Source organism: Mariniflexile sp. (assembly GCF_041583155.1).
Taxonomy (GTDB): Bacteria; Bacteroidota; Bacteroidia; order Flavobacteriales; family Flavobacteriaceae; genus Mariniflexile.
In genome coordinates this window covers 27,000-45,912 of sequence record NZ_JBFHGK010000033.1, presented here as the reverse complement: position 1 = coordinate 45,912, position 18,913 = coordinate 27,000, and the positions used below count along the sequence as shown (strand labels likewise).

At 31.2% G+C, this 18,913-nt stretch carries 20 protein-coding genes; 10 read left to right on the top strand and 10 right to left on the bottom strand.

Annotated features, from left to right (window positions below):
- Positions 1-173: 173 nt before the first annotated feature.
- Positions 174-407, bottom strand: a complete 234-nt coding sequence (locus ABYI63_RS12430; RefSeq protein ID WP_372756677.1) for a hypothetical protein — start codon at positions 405-407, stop codon at positions 174-176.
- Positions 408-651: 244 nt separating this feature from the next.
- Between ABYI63_RS12430 and nudK the strand changes: the two genes are divergently transcribed.
- Positions 652-1,236, top strand: coding sequence for a GDP-mannose pyrophosphatase NudK (nudK, locus tag ABYI63_RS12425; protein ID WP_372756676.1), 585 nt, complete (start codon positions 652-654; stop codon positions 1,234-1,236).
- Here the strand turns inward: nudK and ABYI63_RS12420 are convergent.
- Positions 1,233-2,267, bottom strand: a complete 1,035-nt coding sequence (locus ABYI63_RS12420) for a formimidoylglutamase (protein WP_372756675.1) — start codon at positions 2,265-2,267, stop codon at positions 1,233-1,235. The genes nudK and ABYI63_RS12420 overlap by 4 nt on opposite strands.
- Before the next feature lie 119 nt (positions 2,268-2,386).
- Here ABYI63_RS12420 and ABYI63_RS12415 point away from each other — a divergent pair, with 119 nt between their 5' ends.
- The 5 genes from ABYI63_RS12415 (at position 2,387) to ABYI63_RS12395 (ending at position 6,375) form a co-directional block, all read left to right on the top strand.
- A complete protein-coding gene (locus ABYI63_RS12415; protein WP_372756674.1) occupies positions 2,387-3,271 on the top strand; it encodes a chromosome partitioning protein ParA in 885 nt (294 codons plus the stop codon).
- A gap of 239 nt (positions 3,272-3,510) precedes the next feature.
- Positions 3,511-4,050 (top strand): bifunctional pyr operon transcriptional regulator/uracil phosphoribosyltransferase PyrR, encoded by a 540-nt coding sequence (gene pyrR / locus ABYI63_RS12410; protein WP_372756673.1) that lies wholly within the window; start codon positions 3,511-3,513, stop codon positions 4,048-4,050.
- Positions 4,051-4,127: 77 nt separating this feature from the next.
- Positions 4,128-5,057: an aspartate carbamoyltransferase catalytic subunit gene (locus ABYI63_RS12405; protein ID WP_372756672.1), complete on the top strand. Its 930-nt coding sequence runs from the start codon at positions 4,128-4,130 to the stop codon at positions 5,055-5,057.
- Positions 5,058-5,060: 3 nt separating this feature from the next.
- Positions 5,061-5,393: a ribonuclease Z gene (locus tag ABYI63_RS12400; protein WP_372756671.1), complete on the top strand. Its 333-nt coding sequence runs from the start codon at positions 5,061-5,063 to the stop codon at positions 5,391-5,393.
- A 76-nt stretch (positions 5,394-5,469) separates the two neighbouring features.
- Entirely contained in the window at positions 5,470-6,375 is a 906-nt protein-coding gene (locus ABYI63_RS12395; RefSeq protein ID WP_372756670.1) for a ribonuclease Z, read from the top strand.
- A gap of 1 nt (position 6,376) precedes the next feature.
- On the opposite strand, the gene ABYI63_RS12390 is transcribed toward ABYI63_RS12395, so the two are convergent.
- Together ABYI63_RS12390 and ABYI63_RS12385 are read right to left on the bottom strand one after the other, a co-directional pair.
- Positions 6,377-6,781 (bottom strand): hypothetical protein, encoded by a 405-nt coding sequence (locus tag ABYI63_RS12390; RefSeq protein WP_372756669.1) that lies wholly within the window; start codon positions 6,779-6,781, stop codon positions 6,377-6,379.
- A 145-nt stretch (positions 6,782-6,926) separates the two neighbouring features.
- Positions 6,927-7,337, bottom strand: a complete 411-nt coding sequence (locus tag ABYI63_RS12385) for a hypothetical protein (RefSeq protein WP_372756668.1) — start codon at positions 7,335-7,337, stop codon at positions 6,927-6,929.
- A gap of 87 nt (positions 7,338-7,424) precedes the next feature.
- On the opposite strand from ABYI63_RS12385, the gene pdxH reads away from it, so the two are divergent.
- Positions 7,425-8,072, top strand: coding sequence for a pyridoxamine 5'-phosphate oxidase (pdxH, locus tag ABYI63_RS12380; protein WP_372756667.1), 648 nt, complete (start codon positions 7,425-7,427; stop codon positions 8,070-8,072).
- Between the two features lie 165 nt (positions 8,073-8,237).
- Positions 8,238-8,732 (top strand): CAP domain-containing protein, encoded by a 495-nt coding sequence (locus tag ABYI63_RS12375; RefSeq protein WP_372756666.1) that lies wholly within the window; start codon positions 8,238-8,240, stop codon positions 8,730-8,732.
- A gap of 25 nt (positions 8,733-8,757) precedes the next feature.
- On the opposite strand, the gene ABYI63_RS12370 is transcribed toward ABYI63_RS12375, so the two are convergent.
- The 4 genes from ABYI63_RS12370 to thrA form a co-directional block, all read right to left on the bottom strand.
- Entirely contained in the window at positions 8,758-9,084 is a 327-nt protein-coding gene (locus ABYI63_RS12370) for a multidrug efflux SMR transporter (RefSeq protein ID WP_372756665.1), read from the bottom strand.
- Between the two features lie 22 nt (positions 9,085-9,106).
- Positions 9,107-10,402 carry a threonine synthase gene (gene thrC, locus ABYI63_RS12365; protein WP_372756664.1) on the bottom strand — a complete coding sequence of 432 codons (1,296 nt, stop codon included), beginning with the start codon at positions 10,400-10,402 and terminating at the stop codon, positions 9,107-9,109.
- Positions 10,403-10,551: 149 nt separating this feature from the next.
- A complete protein-coding gene (locus ABYI63_RS12360) occupies positions 10,552-11,475 on the bottom strand; it encodes a homoserine kinase (RefSeq protein WP_372756663.1) in 924 nt (307 codons plus the stop codon).
- Positions 11,476-11,555: 80 nt separating this feature from the next.
- Positions 11,556-14,000, bottom strand: a complete 2,445-nt coding sequence (gene thrA / locus ABYI63_RS12355) for a bifunctional aspartate kinase/homoserine dehydrogenase I (RefSeq protein ID WP_372756662.1) — start codon at positions 13,998-14,000, stop codon at positions 11,556-11,558.
- A gap of 538 nt (positions 14,001-14,538) precedes the next feature.
- Between thrA and ABYI63_RS12350 the strand changes: the two genes are divergently transcribed.
- Both ABYI63_RS12350 and ABYI63_RS12345 read left to right on the top strand, forming a co-directional pair.
- Complete coding sequence (locus tag ABYI63_RS12350; RefSeq protein WP_372756661.1) at positions 14,539-15,189, top strand: T9SS type A sorting domain-containing protein; 651 nt, start codon at positions 14,539-14,541, stop codon at positions 15,187-15,189.
- A 122-nt stretch (positions 15,190-15,311) separates the two neighbouring features.
- A complete protein-coding gene (locus ABYI63_RS12345; RefSeq protein WP_372756660.1) occupies positions 15,312-16,880 on the top strand; it encodes an NAD(P)H-hydrate dehydratase in 1,569 nt (522 codons plus the stop codon).
- Between the two features lie 30 nt (positions 16,881-16,910).
- Here ABYI63_RS12345 and ABYI63_RS12340 read toward each other — a convergent pair whose 3' ends face one another.
- Positions 16,911-17,948, bottom strand: a complete 1,038-nt coding sequence (locus ABYI63_RS12340) for a redoxin family protein (RefSeq protein ID WP_372756659.1) — start codon at positions 17,946-17,948, stop codon at positions 16,911-16,913.
- Positions 17,949-18,054: 106 nt separating this feature from the next.
- Complete coding sequence (locus ABYI63_RS12335; protein WP_372756658.1) at positions 18,055-18,909, bottom strand: substrate-binding domain-containing protein; 855 nt, start codon at positions 18,907-18,909, stop codon at positions 18,055-18,057.
- Positions 18,910-18,913 lie beyond the last annotated feature (4 nt).

The window sequence follows — 18,913 nt, the reverse complement described above, 5'->3', positions numbered from 1 at the left end:
GTCAATATCTTCAATTGATTTGAAATTTTTATCAAACTCATTAGTATTCTTACTCCATTGTTTTTCCGGAGTCATAGTATAAAGACCTCTTTTCGTAATAAAAGCAAAAAGTAAGACTGCTAAGTTAAAAAGAGCTAAGGTTAGAATAGATTCCATATTAAAGCAGGTTATTATTAATTATCTCCGCCATACATGTGGCCTTCGGTAAAATCTTTATATTTTTCTTCTTGTTTGGCTAGCTCTTCACTTATTTTATCGAGTTGCTCGTTTTCTTTTTTTAATTTGTAAGACTTCCTAATACCTAAAAATAATAAAATAGTAAAGAAGGTAACAACAATTATCAATATAGTTACAATGTCTTTTTGACTTACTAAAAGAATTGACGAAAAAAAGATTAATAAAAACATTAACGAAAATTTGGTTTAATTAGCATATCAAATATAGTGTATTTTATTTACTAAACAATTACAAATGAATTTATTAAAAATCGTAATGTAGGATAATTTATCGTTTAAAATCCTTCTATTTTATTCATTTATAATACATTATGCTCCACAAAACACTGCTATTTTAAATTACATATAATTTTAGATTTTTATGGCATTTAATTAATTTTTAGCGAAATTGGTCCTGTTAAAAATAAATTACAATATGTCTTTAAATAAAATTAAGAATATAAAAAAGGAGCTGCTTTCTGATAATTATTATATACTAAATAAACTAACATTCGATTATAAGTTACGAAATGGCGAATGGGTAACTCAAATGCGAGAGTGTTATGATAGGGGAGATGGCGCTGGAATTTTATTATATAATAAAGAGAAAGGTACCGTAATATTAACAAAACAGTTTAGAATGCCTACTTTTTTAAATGGTAATAAAGATGGATTGCTTATTGAAATTTGTGCTGGCATGTTAGATAAGGATAATCCAGAAGCTTGTATTATTAGGGAAACTGAAGAGGAAGTAGGTTATAGGTTAAAAGAGGTAAAAAAAGTGTTTGAAGCCTATTCTTCACCAGGCGTTATGACGGAAAAAATGCATTTCTTCATTGGGGAATATACAGATAAAATGAAAGTAAATGAAGGTGGAGGCATAGCTAGTGAACATGAGGATATTGAAGTTTTGGAGATCCCCTTTGAACAAGCTGTTTTTATGCTTAATAATGGTGAAATAAATGATACTAGAACGATAGTTTTACTTCAATATGCCCAAATTCATAAGCTGTTGGGTTAGCTTATTGTTGCTGTGTCTAAAGTTTCATTTATAAAGTCTGATATTAAATATGTTATTAATTTGCCTATTTGAGTTTCTGTTTTTTTACTAGGTCGTGCTTCGCATATGTGTAAATAACAAACATTTTCTTGTTTAGAAAAATAACTAACAAAATTCCTTGCTTTATTAACACTAAATCCACTTGGTGTCATGGCGCTACTTGGAATGTTTTCAATGGCATCACAATCAATTTCTACTCCAAAAGGTCTTTCTGCAATATGGTTTAATGCAGCAGCTAATTCGTCTTTAAATTTCACCTTTTTATTGACTTCTAAATCTTCAAATGTGGAAAATTTTACAAGTTTTAGTTTCTTAAGTGTCTTAAATAATTTATCAGAAGTATAGTTTCGTTGTAATCCGAAAATATAATAATTTTTCAAAAAACCTTCTGCATAAGCATAGCTAAACCCGTTACCACTATGGCGACCTTCCTCTGGTCTGAAATCGGATTGTACATCAAAATTAATAACATTTACAGGTTGTTTTAATGCTAAACTAGTGCCTTTTATATTGCCATAGGCGTTATTTTGTCCACCTCCTATAATGATGGGTTTTTTTCCGGCCGAAATAATGAGTTGTACAATATAAGCAACGTGTTTGTCAATTTTAGCGACTATTTTTTGTGCTTTTTTTATACTTTTTGGATGTGACTCTTCTAATTCTGAAATTTTTAAAAGTTCCTGCGAAAAATCAAGATGACCCAGAACTAAAACCTTGTGGGCCATTGTAAATTCATTGCTTTGGATATTTAATAATATTTTTAAAGTTGCCTCCCATGCCTTGGAAGTCCCTGTTTTTCCGTAGTTTGCGTATACACCTACATCTTCGGGTAAACCAATAATTACATATGCGACATCCAAATTTAAAAGTTGGTCGTATATATCTGAAATGCTGGATAAAGTTTGAATATGTTCACCAAATTTGGATTCACCTTGGCGTTTGTTTAATAACTCATTTAAAGTGGTAGTGTTAAATAAAACTAGTTTATCCATAAAGAAGTAAATAAATTTAAATTAAAAATACATTAATATTTAATAACAGCATTAAAAAAACAACAAAGTATTAAATTTATAAAACATTAGACTTATTAAAAAATTAAAAACTAGTAATTATGGAAGACAACAAAAGTAGTATGGCTCTTAAAGTGGCATTGGGTATTGCTGTGGTTCTGTTTTTAGGAACAGCATTTTACACAATGAATTTATACAAAAGCAGTGAAAAGGTTCAAAGTGAATTAACAGAACAAAAACAACTGGTTATGAACGATTTAAATGCTATGGCTAAGCAGTATGATGAAGCTATTGCAGAAAATGATGTTGCAAATCAGGATTTAATTGAAGCTAGAGCTCGTATTCAAGGCTTGATAGATTCTTTAAAAATTTCAGAAACTAACGTAAAAAGTTTATGGAGCTACAAACAAAAATATGTGTCTTTACAAAAAGAAATGGATGTTTTATTAGCAGAAAACGATAAACTTAAAATCCAGAATTCTTACTTAGCAACCTCTTTAGATAGTACACGTATCAGCTTGGAAGAACGTAAAATGTTCAGTGATTCATTATTAGTTCAAAATACTGCTTTGGCTGATGTTGTATCAAATGCTGCTGTATTAGGAGCCGTAAACATGAAAGGCTTTGGCGTAATAGAACGAACTTCCGGGAAATTAATTCCAACCGAAAGAGCTAGCAGAACAGATAAGATTAGAGTTTGCTTTACTGTACCAAAGAATAAATTGGTTCAATCTGGTAACCAGGAATTATATGTTCAAGTAATTGATCCAAAAAATAATACTTTAGGTTTAAATGAACAAATAACCTTTGGTGGCAAAACTTTAAACTACAGTATCATTAGTAAATTTAACTATGAAAGATCTAGTTTAGATGTTTGTGAATTTGTTGCCACAAAAGGAAAAGCCGATTTTCAAAAAGGACGCTATATTGTTAACGTGTTTAATGAAAAAGATTTAGTAGCTACTTCAGAATTTACTTTAAAATAAAAGCGTTCCAAAATTTTAACGGCGCATTATTTAAAAAAATAGGAATTAGTCGTAAAAATACACCTGCAAAGCTATTTTGTAGGTGTTTTTGTGTTTTGCAACAATTAAAAGATAGAAAGATTCAATATTTGTAGTTACATTTCCTTAGCTAACAAAACTTTTATAAGTATCAATATATTTATATTTCAATTTCTAATAATTTCCATTACATTTGTATACCGAATACGTTTGGAAAAAATATGAGTCAAAAAGTGTTACTTAACGCAAAAGAGGTAAACATCATTCTTCATCGATTGGCTTGTCAACTTATTGAAAAACATAACGACTTCTCAAACACCGTACTTATTGGTTTACAGCCACGTGGCGTCTTTTTAGCTAATAGAATAGCTAAAATATTGAGAGAAGATTATAAAATAAAAAACATTCAATTAGGACATTTAGATATAACCTTTTTTCGTGATGATTTTCGTAGAGGCGAAAAACCTTTGGAAGCAAATACCACGACTATTAATTTTATAGTTGAAGATAAGAATGTAGTTTTCATAGATGATGTTTTATATACTGGAAGAAGTATTCGAGCCGCTTTAACTGCTATTCAATCATTTGGTAGACCTAATGAAATAGAGCTTTTAACCCTCATTGATAGACGTTTTAGCAGACATTTACCTATACAACCGAATTATCGTGGCCGACAGGTTGATGTAATAAACAACGAAAAAGTAAAAGTAAACTGGAAAGAACATGATAATGAAGATTCTGTTTACTTAATTGAAAAATAGAATCAATTAACAATTATAGTTTATAGTTTGAAAACATCAGAATCTAACTATAAACTGTTAAATCTTAAACCTTAGTAATGAGCGAATTAAGTGTAAATCACTTATTAGGAATTAAATATCTGAAAGAACAAGATATTCAACTTATTTTTGAAACTGCCGATCATTTTAAAGAAGTGATTAATCGTCCGATAAAAAAAGTACCTTCGCTTCGAGACATCACTATTGCCAATCTATTTTTCGAAAATTCTACAAGAACAAAATTATCATTTGAATTAGCTGAAAAACGATTATCTGCCGATGTACTTAATTTTTCATCATCACAATCATCAGTTAAAAAAGGCGAGACTTTAATAGATACTGTAAACAATATTTTATCTATGAAAGTTGATATGGTAGTAATGCGTCATCCAAACCCAGGTGCTGGTGTATTTCTATCCAAGCATGTAAAGGCTAGCATTGTAAACGCGGGTGATGGTGCTCATGAACACCCTACTCAGGCATTGCTAGATTCTTATTCTATTAGAGAAAAATTAGGTGATGTAGCAGGTAAAAAGGTAGTTATTGTGGGTGATATTTTACATAGTCGGGTAGCGCTTTCTAATATATTTGCATTACAACTTCAAGGAGCCGAAGTGATGGTGTGTGGACCAAAAACCTTATTACCAAAGTATATTGACAGTCTTGGAGTTAAAGTTGAAACAAACCTAGTTAAAGCATTGAATTGGTGCGATGTAGCAAATATGCTTCGAGTTCAAAACGAGCGCATGGATATTAGCTATTTCCCTTCAACTAGAGAATACTCACAACAATTTGGAGTTACTAAAGAGCTTTTAGATTCTTTAAACAAAGACATTGTTATTATGCATCCAGGTCCTATTAATAGAGGTGTTGAAATAACGAGTGATGTAGCCGATTCTAAACAATCCATAATTTTGGATCAAGTACAAAATGGGGTGGCTATTAGGATGGCAGTAATTTATTTATTAGCTTCAAAAATTAAACAGTAAAATATGATTATAGATCAAGACGGTACTATTTCTATCATAACGCAAGAAAAGGCCACAATTATAGAGTTGGTTAAAAAAATACAAGCCTTATATCCAAAATTTAAGAATAATAACATTATTGTGTGTTTATCTTCTTTAAACCCTTTAGGTTTACAGGATCTATTAGAATTTTTAGATATTTCTAACATTCATAGAGGAGCAAAACATTCTTTTGTTATTGTTTCTGATAAAATTGATTTAGATATTGTTCCAGATGAAATTGTTTTAGTGCCAACAACTCAAGAGGCCTACGATATTATTGAGATGGAAGAAATGGAACGCGATTTAGGGTTTTAGAGTTTATTTGTTAGTCGTTTAGATGTTTAATTGAATCGACTTAACAACTAAACAAAGAACAAATCAACAAAAAAAAATGAAATTAACCATATTAGGTTGTTATAGTGCTACACCACGAACTTTAAACAATACTACATCTCAAGTTTTGGAGATAAGTAATCATATGTTTTTAATTGATTGTGGAGAAGGTACGCAAGTACAGCTACGTAAACATAAAATTAAATTCAATCGGATAAAACACATTTTTATATCGCATTTACATGGCGATCATTTTTTTGGTTTAGTAGGTTTAATTTCAACATTCAGGTTATTAACTCGTGAAACCGATTTACATATTTATGGTCCTGTTGGTGTGAAAGAAGTGGTAACTCTTCAAATGAAGCTAGCTGATTCTTGGACCAATTACAATCTTATTTTTCATGAATTGGATTCAAAAAATTCAGAATTAATATTTGAAGACGACGAAGTTGAAGTTCATACAATTCCTTTAAACCATCGCATTTACACTAATGGCTACCTTTTTAAGGAGAAAGAAGGCAATAGAAAACTAGACATAAATTTGGTAGAGGAGGCTAATATAAATGTTGCTTATTTTAGAAAATTGGCTCAGGGTTTTGATGTAATTAATGAAGATGGTGTGCTTATAAAGAATGAAACTGTAACTAAGCCTGGAGCTAAGCCTAAAAGTTACGCGTTCTGTAGTGATACTATGTATAAGGAGGATATTGTACCCATTATTAACAATGTGGATGTATTATATCATGAATCAACATTTTTAGAAAAACATGCCCATTTAGCTAGCAAAACAAAACATGCTACAGCTAAAGAGGCTGCTAGAATTGCAAAAAAAGCAAATGTAGGTGTTTTGTTGTTGGGGCATTATTCAACTCGTTATGATAGCATAAACGTATTTAAGGAAGAAGCTGAAGAAGTATTTGAAAATGTAGAATTAAGTGAAGACGGAAAGATTTTTGACTTTTAAATTATTCTGATTTACTAACCCAATGTATTGCTTCATTTAAAGATTCGCATAGTTTTACACTATTTTTTAAAAACATTTTTTCCAAGGTGGCACTCATAAAACCAGCATGGTTATACCATACTATAGCTGTAGATTCAATAAAATCATATTCCTTGCTAAATGTTACCCAAACTAAAGGATCTATGGAATAAGAGTTCACTTTATTTGATATAAATCCAATCTTTTTGGCATAGCCATAATGCTCTATTAGCATGTTGGCAATGTTTTTAAAAATAGACCAGTCCACATGCACTTGGTGGTTCAACTCTGCCACCACAAAATGTTCGCAAATAAAAAACTGCCCAAAGGAGAGTTCTATTTTTTTGTAATGTAATGCTGATATGTTTTGAAATACTTCAAATTTCATAGTGAAGTAATATACATGATTTTTGTGAAGTAAGAAATATGTTTCAGGTAAAATTTATATTAATTTTAAATAACAGAAATCACTGCATTAATATAATTATTCACGGAAGAAACGTTGGCCTTATGCAATACTTAAAAGTTATTGTTTATTTGGGGTCTTGTAAATCTACAGCCCATTCTATTGCTTCTATTAATGAAAAGCAGTGCCTTATACTTGTGTTTGCTAATTGTTTCTCTAAACTTGCATTTAAGTAAATCATCTTGTTATAAGCTACAATGGCAGCTGCAACTATAATATTATATTTTTCTTGAACATCATTCCAAGCTTGAGGGTTAATAGAATACGAATGCACTCTGTTGGAAATATAAGCGATTTTCGCATTGGTACCATAAAATTTTTCAACATGTATCATTGCTTCCTCAACCATATTCCAATCGAAATGTATACCTTCATTCAATTCAGCAATCATGAAGGTGTCAAATAAATAAAAATTGCCAAAACGCATTTTTAATTTATGGTGTTTCAGCTTCGAAAACTTAGAATTTTCAAACTTCATATAGGCGTTTTAAGGTTCATCAAAATTATAAAGTTTATTGATACAATTATTCAAAATACAAAAATTAATTTTTGTTATTTTGTACTTATGGAACAAGATTTAATCAATTATAGAAAATCGTACGAGAAAAGTGAACTTCTTGTAGAAAATGTGCCGGAAAACCCTTTGGAATTGTTTCAAAAGTGGTTTCATGAAGTAGATACATATTTTAGTGATGACGAAACAAATGCTATGACAGTAAGTACTATTGGCTTAGATGGTTTTCCTAAAAATAGGGTAGTGTTATTAAAACGATTTACTTATGAGGGCTTTATTTTTTACACAAATTATAACAGTGAAAAAGGCAAGGCTATAGAACAAAACCCCAATGTATGCTTATCTTTTTTTTGGCATGGCGCGGAACGGCAGATTATTATAAAAGGAACAGCAGAAAAAATTGCCAATAATTTGAGTGATGGTTACTTTGAATCTAGACCCCGAGGTAGTCAATTAGGAGCCTTAGTATCTAACCAGAGTGAAGTTTTACCAAATAGATCTTGGCTTGAAGAAAAACTATCCAAATTAGAAAAAGCATTTGAAGGTAAAGAAATTCCTAGACCAGACTATTGGGGTGGTTATATTGTAAAACCAGTTGAGATGGAATTTTGGCAAGGTAGACCAAATAGATTACATGATAGAATCAGATACCAATTACAGGAAGACTACAGTTGGCTAATTAATCGACTATCTCCGTAATTCGCATGATGAAATACATTATTTTTAATTCACAAAGTGTATTTCATCGATATAATACAATTAATATCGACTAACTGCGTGTTTTTAGTCGATTTTAACATTTCATTAACATTCACTTCGTAATAGTAGGTTAATTTTACAGAACCAAATCTAAATTACCTACTTATGAAGTCTTTAACTAAATTGCCTTTATTGGCATTGTTAGCTTTTTTAAGCTTTTCTTGCACCACAGATAATCTTGATGATTATTCAAATGATATTGAATTAAGTTTAACTATTCCAGAAACAAAAACAATAGAACTTCAAATTCTTGACCTTATCAATGAACACAGAGAGTCTTTAGGTTTGAATGCGCTTTCTGATATGGCTTTGGTAAAATCTGTAGCCTTTACCCATACCGATTATATGGTAGATAAAAATGAAGTTTCGCATGCTAATTTTTATAAGAGGAGCGATTATTTAAAAGCGAATACTGGCGCAACCAAGGTGTCTGAAAATGTAGCCTATGGCTACAGTTCAGCAGAATCGGTAGTTAATGCTTGGTTAAAAAGCGAAGGGCATCGTGCTAATATTGAAGGTGATTATACTAATTTTGATTTAGCTGCTGAACAAAATGAGCAGGGAAAATGGTATTACACTAACATTTTTATCAAAAAATAAAGTTTAAATTTCTACAAACTAATAATTAATTAGAAACAACTTTTAAACCAATAATTGATACTATAAGTGTTGTAATAAAGAAAATTCTCCAAAAACTAGCAGGCTCCTTAAAAATAAAAATACCTAGTAGTACAGTACCAATAGCGCCAATTCCCGTCCATACTGCATAAGCAGTGCCTATAGGTAATTGATTTGTTGCTTTAACCAATAAAGTCATACTTAAGATTAAAAAGCCTAAAAAACCAAGGTACCAATACATAGAATCGGTTCCTGAGGTCTCTTTAGCTTTTCCTAAACAAAACGCAAAGGCTACTTCAGATAATCCTGCAATAATTAAAATAAACCAATTCATGTAATTTTCAATTTAGAGCATGCTACGCCTCCAATAAAAACGCTTTTAAATCATTATAATTAGAGATAACAACGGATTCTTTTGTTTTTCCCATTACAGATTGAATTTGTTCTGGTAGAGATTGTTTTTCATTAATAACATCCTCTACAACATCAAGAAATTTGGTTGGGTGTGCGGTCTCCAAAAATACACAGTGCGCATTTTTGTTTTCCTTTAAATAGTCTTTACAGCCTAAATAGCCAACGGCTCCATGTGGATCTGCTACATAATTATAATTAGTGTACATTTCCAACATTGCTTCTTTCGTTTCTTCATCAGAATAACTATAAGAGGTTAAATTGGATCTTAATGTTTCGAAATTATTTTTGTAAATTTCTTTAATACGAATGAAATTGCTTGGAGCCCCTACATCCATAGCATTACTTATAGTTTGAACAGATGGTTTAGGTTCGTAAAGACGTGAAATTAAATAACGTGTTACAACATTATTCGCATTGTTTGAAGCTACAAAATGGTTAATAGGTAATCCCAATTGTTGTGCCATCATTCCTGCACATATATTTCCAAAATTTCCACTTGGTACGGAAAATACAATGTCTTTATGTTCCTTATGTAATTGTTTGTAAGCAAACATAAAATAAAACAATTGAGGTAACCAACGCGCAACATTAATAGAATTTGCAGAAGTTAATTGCATTTTGTTGGTTAATTCCTCATCCAGAAAAGCAGTTTTAACCATCTCTTGACAATCATCAAACGTACCATTAACTTCTAATGCTTTAATATTTTGACCTAAGGTAGTTAATTGTTTTTCCTGTATATCACTCACTTTTCCACTAGGGTAAAGAATAACTACATTAACCCCTTTTACACCTAAAAAACCGTTAGCTACGGCACCACCAGTATCACCAGAAGTGGCAACCAAAACCGTAACTTCTCTGTCATTATTTTGATTAAAATACCCTAAGCATCGTGCCATAAAACGTGCTCCAACATCTTTAAATGCCATGGTTGGTCCGTGATACAACTCCAATGTTGAAATATTGTTATTCAATTTTACAACAGGAAAATCGAAGGATAACGTTTCTTCAACAATCTGTTTTAATATAGCCTCAGGAATCTCGGGAGACACAAATTGTTTAATGGCTTCAAAAGCGATTTCAGAATGCGACAATTCATCTATGTTCTCAAAAAAAGATTCTGGTAAAGGTGTTATGCTTTCTGGAAAGTACAGTCCTTTATCAGGAGCGATTCCTTTAATTACAGCATCTTTAAACGATGTGTTTGGTGCCTTATGATTTAATGAATAGTAGTTCATAATTTCAAAATTAACTGACTTAAAAAACAAGTCGGATGATTATTTTATATTTTTTTTTGAAGTAATCATTAATATCGTTTCATGATAAACTTCCTATATATACTTTTCTATTCGGATTACGATAAAACGTTTAATACTTAAATAAATTTTTATATAATTTTAATCCCTTGAGTATTAATTTTAGTAACATGAATATCGAAATCAATATCTGTTTTAGAATATATACTTTTCATTGCATCTGCCACATTGTTAGCTATTTCAACCCCTTTACTTAAAGAAAATATTGAAGGTCCGGATCCTGAAATACCCACACCCAAAGCACCTGCTTCAAGAACTATATTTTTAACTTCATAATAATGAGGAATCAGCTGACTTCTAAATGGTTCCACGATAACGTCGTTTAATGAACGTTTCATTAATTCAAAATCACTGGTATGCAAAGCGTGTATTAAACTTCCAAAATTAGCCCATTGAGTAACCGCATTACTTAGTTCCACTTCTTTTGGTAATATTGCTCTTGCTTCTGAGGTTTTAACTTCAATTTGCGGATGAATTATGGTAGCGTATAGGTTAGCAGGTGTTGGAATTTGTAATATTTCTAGTGGCGACATACTTTTTACTAAAGTAAAACCACCAAACATAGCAGGAGCTAGGTTGTCGGCGTGTTCACATTTACTTGCCACAGCCTCTCCTTTAACCGCAAATTCCGTAAGTTGTGTTTTAGTACATGGTCTCCCTAAAAGTTCATTCATTCCAAAAACACTTCCAACGGCACTGGCAGCGCTACTACCAATACCACTTCCAGGTTTTATTTTTTTATATATCTCAATTTCAAATCCACAGTCGGGCATTAGTACATCGTACATAGCTAATGCAGAAACACCTGCTACATTCAATTGTGTTTCTTCTGGTAAATCAAAACCACCTTCAATTTTAGTAATGAAAATTCCTTTTTTATCGATTTTTCTAATTACCATTTCATCTCCAACACTATCTAAGCAAAATCCTAGCACATCAAAACCACAAGCTACATTTGCTACGGTTGCTGGTGAAAATATTTTTATTTCGTTCATTCTTTATTTCGATATAAGATTTTAGACAACAGACGTTACGTATTTACCCGATATCTAACGTCTAGAGTCTGTCGTCTCAATTAATCATTTCCAATTCTAATAATATCAGCAAATAGCCCTGAAGCTGTTACATCGGCACCAGCACCAGCACCTTTAATAATCATCGGCTGTTCTGGGTAGCGTTGTGTATAAAACATCACGATATTATCTTTTCCTTTTAAATTGTAAAATGGATGATCGCTAGGTATTTCTTGTAAGCCTACACTTGCCTTTCCGTTATTGAATTGAGCAACATATTTTAATTGACAGTTTTTCGCTTTCGCGGAAGCATACAAACTTTGGTAATGTGCTTCATCTGCAATTAGAGTTTCATAGAAATCGTCTACCGTATCACTTTGCATACCTGATTCCGATAAAAATGGTGTGTTTTCAATGTCTTCTAAATTCATTTCAACACCACTTTCTCTGGCTAAAATTAGAATTTTTCTAGCTACATCTACACCGCTTAAATCAATTCTTGGATCTGGTTCTGTATATCCTTCAGCAGCCGCTTGTTTTACTACATCGTAAAATTTAGTTGTATCATTAAAATTATTAAACACAAAGTTTAAACTGCCCGATAGTACTGCATGAATAGAAGTTATTTTATCTCCAGATGCAATTAAATTACCCAATGTATCAATAATAGGCAAACCGGCACCTACGTTGGTTTCAAATAAAAATGGAGCGTTGTATTTTAGCGATAGGCCTTTCAATAACTTATAGTTTTCAAAATCACTAGAACAAGCTATCTTATTACAAGCTACTACACCTATACTTTGGCGTAAATAGTTGGCGTATAAATTGGCAACTTCTTTATTAGCAGTAACATCAACAAAAATGCTGTTACGTAAATTAAGGCTTTTGGTTTTTTCAAAAAAGCCTTCTAAGGTTGCTTTTTCACCTTGCGCTAGTTGTTCTTTCCAAGTATTTAAATCGATGCCTTCTTCATTAAAAATCATCGTTCTAGAATTAGATAATCCAGCAATTCTTAAATTTATTTTTAAATTCTCCTTTAAATATTTACGTTGCTGTTTAATTTGCTCAACTAATTTTTCACCTACATTACCAACACCGGTAATAAATACATTGAGTTGTTTGGTTTTGCTCTCAAAAAATTGTTCGTGTAATGTGTTAAGCGCTTTTTTAACATCCGTTTCTAGAATAACGGCTGAAATGTTTTTTTCTGAAGCACCTTGTGCAATAGCTCTAATATTGATGTTGTTTTTACCTAAAGTGCTAAACATTTTTCCGCTAATACCTTGGTGATTTTTCATATTATCACCAACTAAGGCAATGATTGACAGTCCTTTTTCAACAATAATTGGGTCTATCTTATGAAGGGCTATTTCATTTTCAAAAGTAGCATCAATAGCTGTTTGAGCTTTTTCTGCATCACCTTCATCAATTCCTAAGCAAATAGAATGTTCAGACGATGCTTGTGTAATTAAAATAATATTAATTTTTTCCTGTGAAAGCACTTCAAATAGTCGTTTTGAAAATCCAGGAATACCAATCATACCACTACCTTGCAAGGTTAATAGTGCAATATTTCCAATATTACTAATACCTTTTACTGGTGATTTTGATACTACTTCATCATTGGAGATAATGGTACCAACGGCTTCAGGTTCTAGAGTGTTCTTGATATGGATTGGGATATTCAGGTCTAAAACGGGTTGCACTGTTGGTGGATACAATACCTTAGCACCGAAATGCGACAATTCCATAGCTTCTTGGTAAGATATTTTCTCGATAGGGTATGCCTGTTTAACTAAATTTGGATTTGTAGTAAACATACCGCTTACGTCAGTCCAAATTTCCAACTGTTTTACTTTTAAGGCTGCTGCTACAATTGCTGCTGTGAAATCTGAACCACCACGACCTAAAGTTGTTTGTTCGCCTAATTGCGATTTTGAAATGAAACCAGGAAGAATGGTTATTTTTTGAGGAGCCGATTTAAAATACGTCTCCAAATTCTTGTTAGTTATTGCATAATTAACTTCTGCTTTTGAAAAATTTGAATTCGTAATTAAAAGTTCCTGAGCGTTTTTTGAGTCTGCTGAAATACCACGATTTTTCATTGTTTCGGAAATGATGTACGAAGAAAGCAATTCTCCAAAACTTACTAATTTATCGGAAGTTTTAGGCGATAATTCATTTATTAAAAAAATACCATCCAAAAGACTTTTTAATTCACTCAATTTAGCTTCAACATATTCTAAAATAGCTTCATTCTTTTCAGGGTTTAATTCTTTAACAATATTTATATGAATTTTTTTGATATCCGTGAAAGTCTCTGAAAAACTATTGTCTTTATTTTGGGCTTGTTTACCAGCTAATAGTAGTTTATCTGTTACACCGCCAACAGCTGAAACTACACAAATTACTGAATCTTTGCTAGCATAATTTTCTAAAATGCTAATAACACTATTTATGTTTTTTGACGAACCTACTGAAGTTCCTCCAAATTTTAAAACCTTCATCTTTTAATGAATTGATAATTAAAAAAAATAATTGAATTGCTGTAATTATAAAAATTACAAATATAGTACGAAGAATATATAATTAACAACCCCAAGGGGTGGTTGTAATTGTAATTGTTCCAAAAAAACGCATAGTTCCTTTTGTTGAAAAAGAACTTAAATTAGCCGTATTTTGGATTGAATGAATCATTTATTTAGTGTAATAACTATTATTCAAAAGTATTACAATTAAGCTTATAAAAAAATAAAAATTATTTTTTTATGGTATTCTTACATGCAGGCTAATTTCATTTAATATTATGGACTAATTTTAATATCAATTAAAAAAATGATAATCGTATTTATTAGCGCTGGCAAGATAATAACTCAATTTTTACATAATTTTTAAAAAAGTATAAATTTATACTTACAAAAATTAACAGTATTTAACTGTAATAATACTTACAAAATCTGTTTAAATACAATAATATGCGATTAAATGCGTTAAATATTTATATTAACTCTATATTTGTATATCTCAAATCTAAAAATCCCTCAAATGAACTCTCTAATTCCTAAAGTATTACTTATAACATTGTTGGTTCTGGTTTCTTCAGTGATGCAAGGACAAAGTCAAAAAATCAAAGAAGGAAAACTGAACAAAAAGCAAATTGAAACTCCTACTGTTAAAGGAGCTGCGATTTTAAATACTGATACACAGCGAATAAGCCTTAAGGCTGAAGTAATAAATGGGGGAGAAATGATAATAGAAAAGGGGTTTGTATATAGTATATCAACAGAAATTCCATCAGTTAATGATTCTAAGATAGTAGTTGAAGCTACTTTGGATCCTTTCGAGTTTGAATTAGAGAATTTAGAAGCTAATACAACATATTATGTTCGACCATATGTAATTTATGGTAATGAAACTATATATGGAGCAATATCCAAAGTGGATACGGACACCTTATCGGATATTAAGATTGATTTGAAGGCAAAAATAAAAACCTATCCTAACCCTTCTACCAATTATATTAGTCTTTCTGGATTAGGTGAATCCAAAAAATATACAATTTATACAATGCAAGGAAAAGAAATGGCTAAAGGAACCACATCAAACGATAGCAAAATAGATGTAAGGTTTTTAGCTAATGGTATGTATATTTTAAAATTAGAAAATCTCGAAATGGTTAAATTCATTAAAGAATAATTACTTCTTCATAAAAAACGAATAATTTAGTTGTAAAACCTTAGTTGAAAAGTAGCTAAGGTTTTTTTTATTCATTAAATTGTGTTATTATTTTTAATGAAAACATAAACACATTTTTTTAAATGAAACTATTTTCAAAAGAACAAATATATGAAGGAGATAGATTAACTGTTGAGCGACAAAAAATCACATCTACAGATTTAATGGAACGTGCCGGAGTTCAAATTTTTAATTGGATTCATCTACGTTTACAAGGCATGCAAGTTCCAATACATATTTTTTGTGGTATTGGTAACAATGGAGGCGATGGATTAGTATTGGCAAGACATTTAATTTTGCATGGTTATAATGTAAATACTTATGTAGTAAATTGTAGTGATAAACGTTCTAAAGATTTTTTAATTAATTATGATCGCATAAAACAAGTTACTAAAAAGTGGCCAACGCTTTTAAAATGTGAAGATGATTTTCCGGAAATCCAAGCAGATGATATTGTAGTGGATGCGGTTTTTGGTATTGGACTAAATAGGCCTGTGGATAGATGGATTAAAGGACTTTTTATGCACTTTAGGAAATCAGGAGCGTTTACACTTTCAGTTGATATTCCTTCTGGATTAGGAACCAATTTTGTTCCTAAGGATGAAGATGCTGTGGTATGGGCAAATTTTACTCTAAGTTTTGTAACACCTAAATTGGTGTTTTTTCTACCTGAAACAGCAAAATTTACTCGGGAATGGGAAGCAGTAGATATTGGTTTTGACCAAGAGTATGTAACCATAACCGAAACGGACACAGAGTTAATTGGAAAGCATGAAATGTTACCATTGTATATGCCGAGAACAAAATTTTCCCATAAGGGTGATTTTGGTCATAGCTTAATAATTGGAGGTAGTTATGGTAAAATAGGTGCGGTAATACTTGCTAGCAAAGCTGCTTTATCCGTTGGGGCAGGTTTAGTTACTGCCTTTGTTCCAAAGTGTGGTTATATTCCATTACAAACCTCATTTCCTGAAGCCATGGTTATTACGGATGAAGATGAAAATAACATTACTAACATTTCATTTGAAATAACTCCCACAGTAATTGGTTTAGGTATTGGTATAGGTACAAATTTAAAAACAATTTCTGCCTTTGAATCCTTTCTAGAACAAAATAAAGCACCTTTGGTCGTTGATGCTGATGCTATTAATATCCTTTCAAAAAACAATAAATTATTAAAATTATTACCCAAACAATGTATTTTAACACCACACCCCAAAGAATTAGAGCGCTTGATTGGTAAGTGGAAGAATGATTTTGATAAACTTGAAAAAGCTAAAAAATTTTCGAAAGACCATGAAATTATATTGGTCATTAAAGGAGCTAATACCATTACTATTTTTGATGACAAATTATATATTAACACCACAGGTAACCCAGGAATGGCAACAGCAGGCAGTGGTGATGTTTTAACAGGTATCATCACAGGTTTAGTTTCACAGGGGTATAAACCATTGGAAGCTACCGTTTTTGGAGTGTATTTACATGGAAAATCGGGGGATATTGCCCTTGAAGATTATGGCTATCATAGCTTAATAGCTACTCATATTATTAATTACTTGGGTGAAGCTTTTAAAGATTTATTTAAACAGCCTGAATCAATACCTGAAAAGGAAAATGATTCTGATTCTAATAAAAAAGCCACTGAATAGTGGCTTTTTTATTATATAAAACTATGTTGTTTAAATATTTAACGATGTAAATAGTTCTGTTAATTTTGGGTCGGATGGTCGTGGTGCATCAGGAGTAACTATATTACCATTCGGATCGATTAAAATAAATCTTGGAATGCCATTTACTTTATAATCTAAAACAAATTGCGATTGCCATCCTTTTGGGGCAAATAACTGTATACCGCCTAATTCTCTATCGGCAATCATTGCTTTCCAGTCTTCACGAGCTTTATCCCATGATCCTCCATGACTTCTATCATCATCAATAGATAGACTCAAAAATTGAATGTTTTTACCGTGATATTGCTTATCTAATTCCTTTAAAGCAGGTATTTCAGCTTTGCAAGGTGCACACCAAGTTGCCCATACATCAACATATACATATTTTCCTCTTAAATCACTTAAAGAAGTTGTTCCCCCTTTGTAGTTTTCATAATTCTCGAAAGTAGGGGAGGGTGTTCCTTTTGCTAATTGCGTTTTTAATGCTATAGATTCAGCTAAATAACCTTTGTAATAATTTATCATTGGATCTAAATTCTTAACTAAGGTGTTCATTATAAGTGTATCTACATCTTTATTAGCATCATAAAACTCAGTTAATTTAGTTTTAATTTCTTCAAATTTCGATTCTAAACCAGGCATATCAAAATCACTCAGTGCATCCATATCCAAAAGTTCTTCTTGAATCAAATTGTTTTTGGCTAAAAAGTTACTATGTTCTGCACCAATTCCTGTATATTTTACAGTTTCATCAAATTGTTTGGTATCAACAGTCATATTAATTTCAAAACCATTTTTAAGGAATAAATTTGTTGATTCATTACCATCAAAAAAATTGTAAATTCCGGTTTCAACTTTTAGAGTATCACTAAAAGTACCATCTTCATTTACTTGGATGGTTTTAGAGTAGGAACGCGATCTTATCACCACAGAATCACTGCTTTTATCGGTAATTGTTCCAGAAAGTGTAACGTAGTCTTTTGGTTCTTGCTTGCAAGCTATAATGGTTGTTGCAATGGCTAATGTAAATACAAGTAGTTTCTTCATGTATGCTTTTAAGTTGTTATCTAATTTTTCAAAAATAGAAATTTAATATATTTTTTGAATGAATTTTACTAAACCTTAACGTTTTGTAGTTGGTTTTTTAGATAAATTATAATTTGAATGTCAATTCATTATAATCAACAATTTCAGGGATTATGTTTAAGGCAAATAATTTTTTTTGAATGTCGTTTATAGTGTTTTTATCTATTAAATTTTGAGACCATTCTGTAATACTTAACCATTCCTGAACATCTTCTAGTTGCTGTTCATAACGGTTTGCAATGGTTCTGTCTATACTTGGAATGTCTTTAAATTCCTTGGTAGTGTTATTTATAATATCTAAAATTGTTTTTAAATCTGTTTTATTTGTTTTAATAAAATCTTCCCTAACAGCAATAACGAAACAGGGCCATGGAGTGGGGCAGTTGCCTATATTTCTAAAAGTACCATTATCAACCAATGGTTTTGTAGTGAATTTTTCCCACATAAAATAATCTGCCGTTCCGGTTGTTAAACCATCAATGGCACCATTTAAATCATTTATGACTTCAAATTGCAAATCTTCTTTTAAATTCCAGCCATTGTTTTCTGCATTTATGTAAGCCATTAAATGCGATCCAGAACCGTATCTGCTTATGGCCGCTTTGGTTCCTTTTAAATCTTTTATTGTTTTGTAAGGCGAATTTTTTGCCACATGAATACCCCAATTTAAAGGAGATTGCACAAAAGTTTGTACAATTTTACTCGGATTTCCATCAATAATATCTTTAATGATGCCTTCTGTTAAAATAACTGCAATATCTATTTCCTTGTTGCGCAATGCTTTACACATTGCACCCGTTCCTTCAGGGTAATCTTGCCAGCGTAAGTTGATGTCTTTTTCTTTATATTCACCATCTTTTAAAGTTAAATACCAAGCTAAATTAAAATGTTCTGGTACGCCCCCTATATTTATCGTCTTCATGTAA

Bases quoted from the DNA above. Each gene is read 5' to 3' on its own strand.
- ABYI63_RS12430 (WP_372756677.1), bottom strand. From the start codon at position 407: ATGTTTTTATTAATCTTTTTTTCGTCAATTCTTTTAGTAAGTCAAAAA.
- nudK (WP_372756676.1), top strand. From the start codon at position 652: ATGTCTTTAAATAAAATTAAGAATATAAAAAAGGAGCTGCTTTCTGAT.
- ABYI63_RS12420 (WP_372756675.1), bottom strand. From the start codon at position 2,267: ATGGATAAACTAGTTTTATTTAACACTACCACTTTAAATGAGTTATTA.
- ABYI63_RS12415 (WP_372756674.1), top strand. From the start codon at position 2,387: ATGGAAGACAACAAAAGTAGTATGGCTCTTAAAGTGGCATTGGGTATT.
- pyrR (WP_372756673.1), top strand. From the start codon at position 3,511: ATGAGTCAAAAAGTGTTACTTAACGCAAAAGAGGTAAACATCATTCTT.
- ABYI63_RS12405 (WP_372756672.1), top strand. From the start codon at position 4,128: ATGAGCGAATTAAGTGTAAATCACTTATTAGGAATTAAATATCTGAAA.
- ABYI63_RS12400 (WP_372756671.1), top strand. From the start codon at position 5,061: ATGATTATAGATCAAGACGGTACTATTTCTATCATAACGCAAGAAAAG.
- ABYI63_RS12395 (WP_372756670.1), top strand. From the start codon at position 5,470: ATGAAATTAACCATATTAGGTTGTTATAGTGCTACACCACGAACTTTA.
- ABYI63_RS12390 (WP_372756669.1), bottom strand. From the start codon at position 6,781: ATGAAATTTGAAGTATTTCAAAACATATCAGCATTACATTACAAAAAA.
- ABYI63_RS12385 (WP_372756668.1), bottom strand. From the start codon at position 7,337: ATGAAGTTTGAAAATTCTAAGTTTTCGAAGCTGAAACACCATAAATTA.
- pdxH (WP_372756667.1), top strand. From the start codon at position 7,425: ATGGAACAAGATTTAATCAATTATAGAAAATCGTACGAGAAAAGTGAA.
- ABYI63_RS12375 (WP_372756666.1), top strand. From the start codon at position 8,238: ATGAAGTCTTTAACTAAATTGCCTTTATTGGCATTGTTAGCTTTTTTA.
- ABYI63_RS12370 (WP_372756665.1), bottom strand. From the start codon at position 9,084: ATGAATTGGTTTATTTTAATTATTGCAGGATTATCTGAAGTAGCCTTT.
- thrC (WP_372756664.1), bottom strand. From the start codon at position 10,402: ATGAACTACTATTCATTAAATCATAAGGCACCAAACACATCGTTTAAA.
- ABYI63_RS12360 (WP_372756663.1), bottom strand. From the start codon at position 11,475: ATGAACGAAATAAAAATATTTTCACCAGCAACCGTAGCAAATGTAGCT.
- thrA (WP_372756662.1), bottom strand. From the start codon at position 14,000: ATGAAGGTTTTAAAATTTGGAGGAACTTCAGTAGGTTCGTCAAAAAAC.
- ABYI63_RS12350 (WP_372756661.1), top strand. From the start codon at position 14,539: ATGAACTCTCTAATTCCTAAAGTATTACTTATAACATTGTTGGTTCTG.
- ABYI63_RS12345 (WP_372756660.1), top strand. From the start codon at position 15,312: ATGAAACTATTTTCAAAAGAACAAATATATGAAGGAGATAGATTAACT.
- ABYI63_RS12340 (WP_372756659.1), bottom strand. From the start codon at position 17,948: ATGAAGAAACTACTTGTATTTACATTAGCCATTGCAACAACCATTATA.
- ABYI63_RS12335 (WP_372756658.1), bottom strand. From the start codon at position 18,909: ATGAAGACGATAAATATAGGGGGCGTACCAGAACATTTTAATTTAGCT.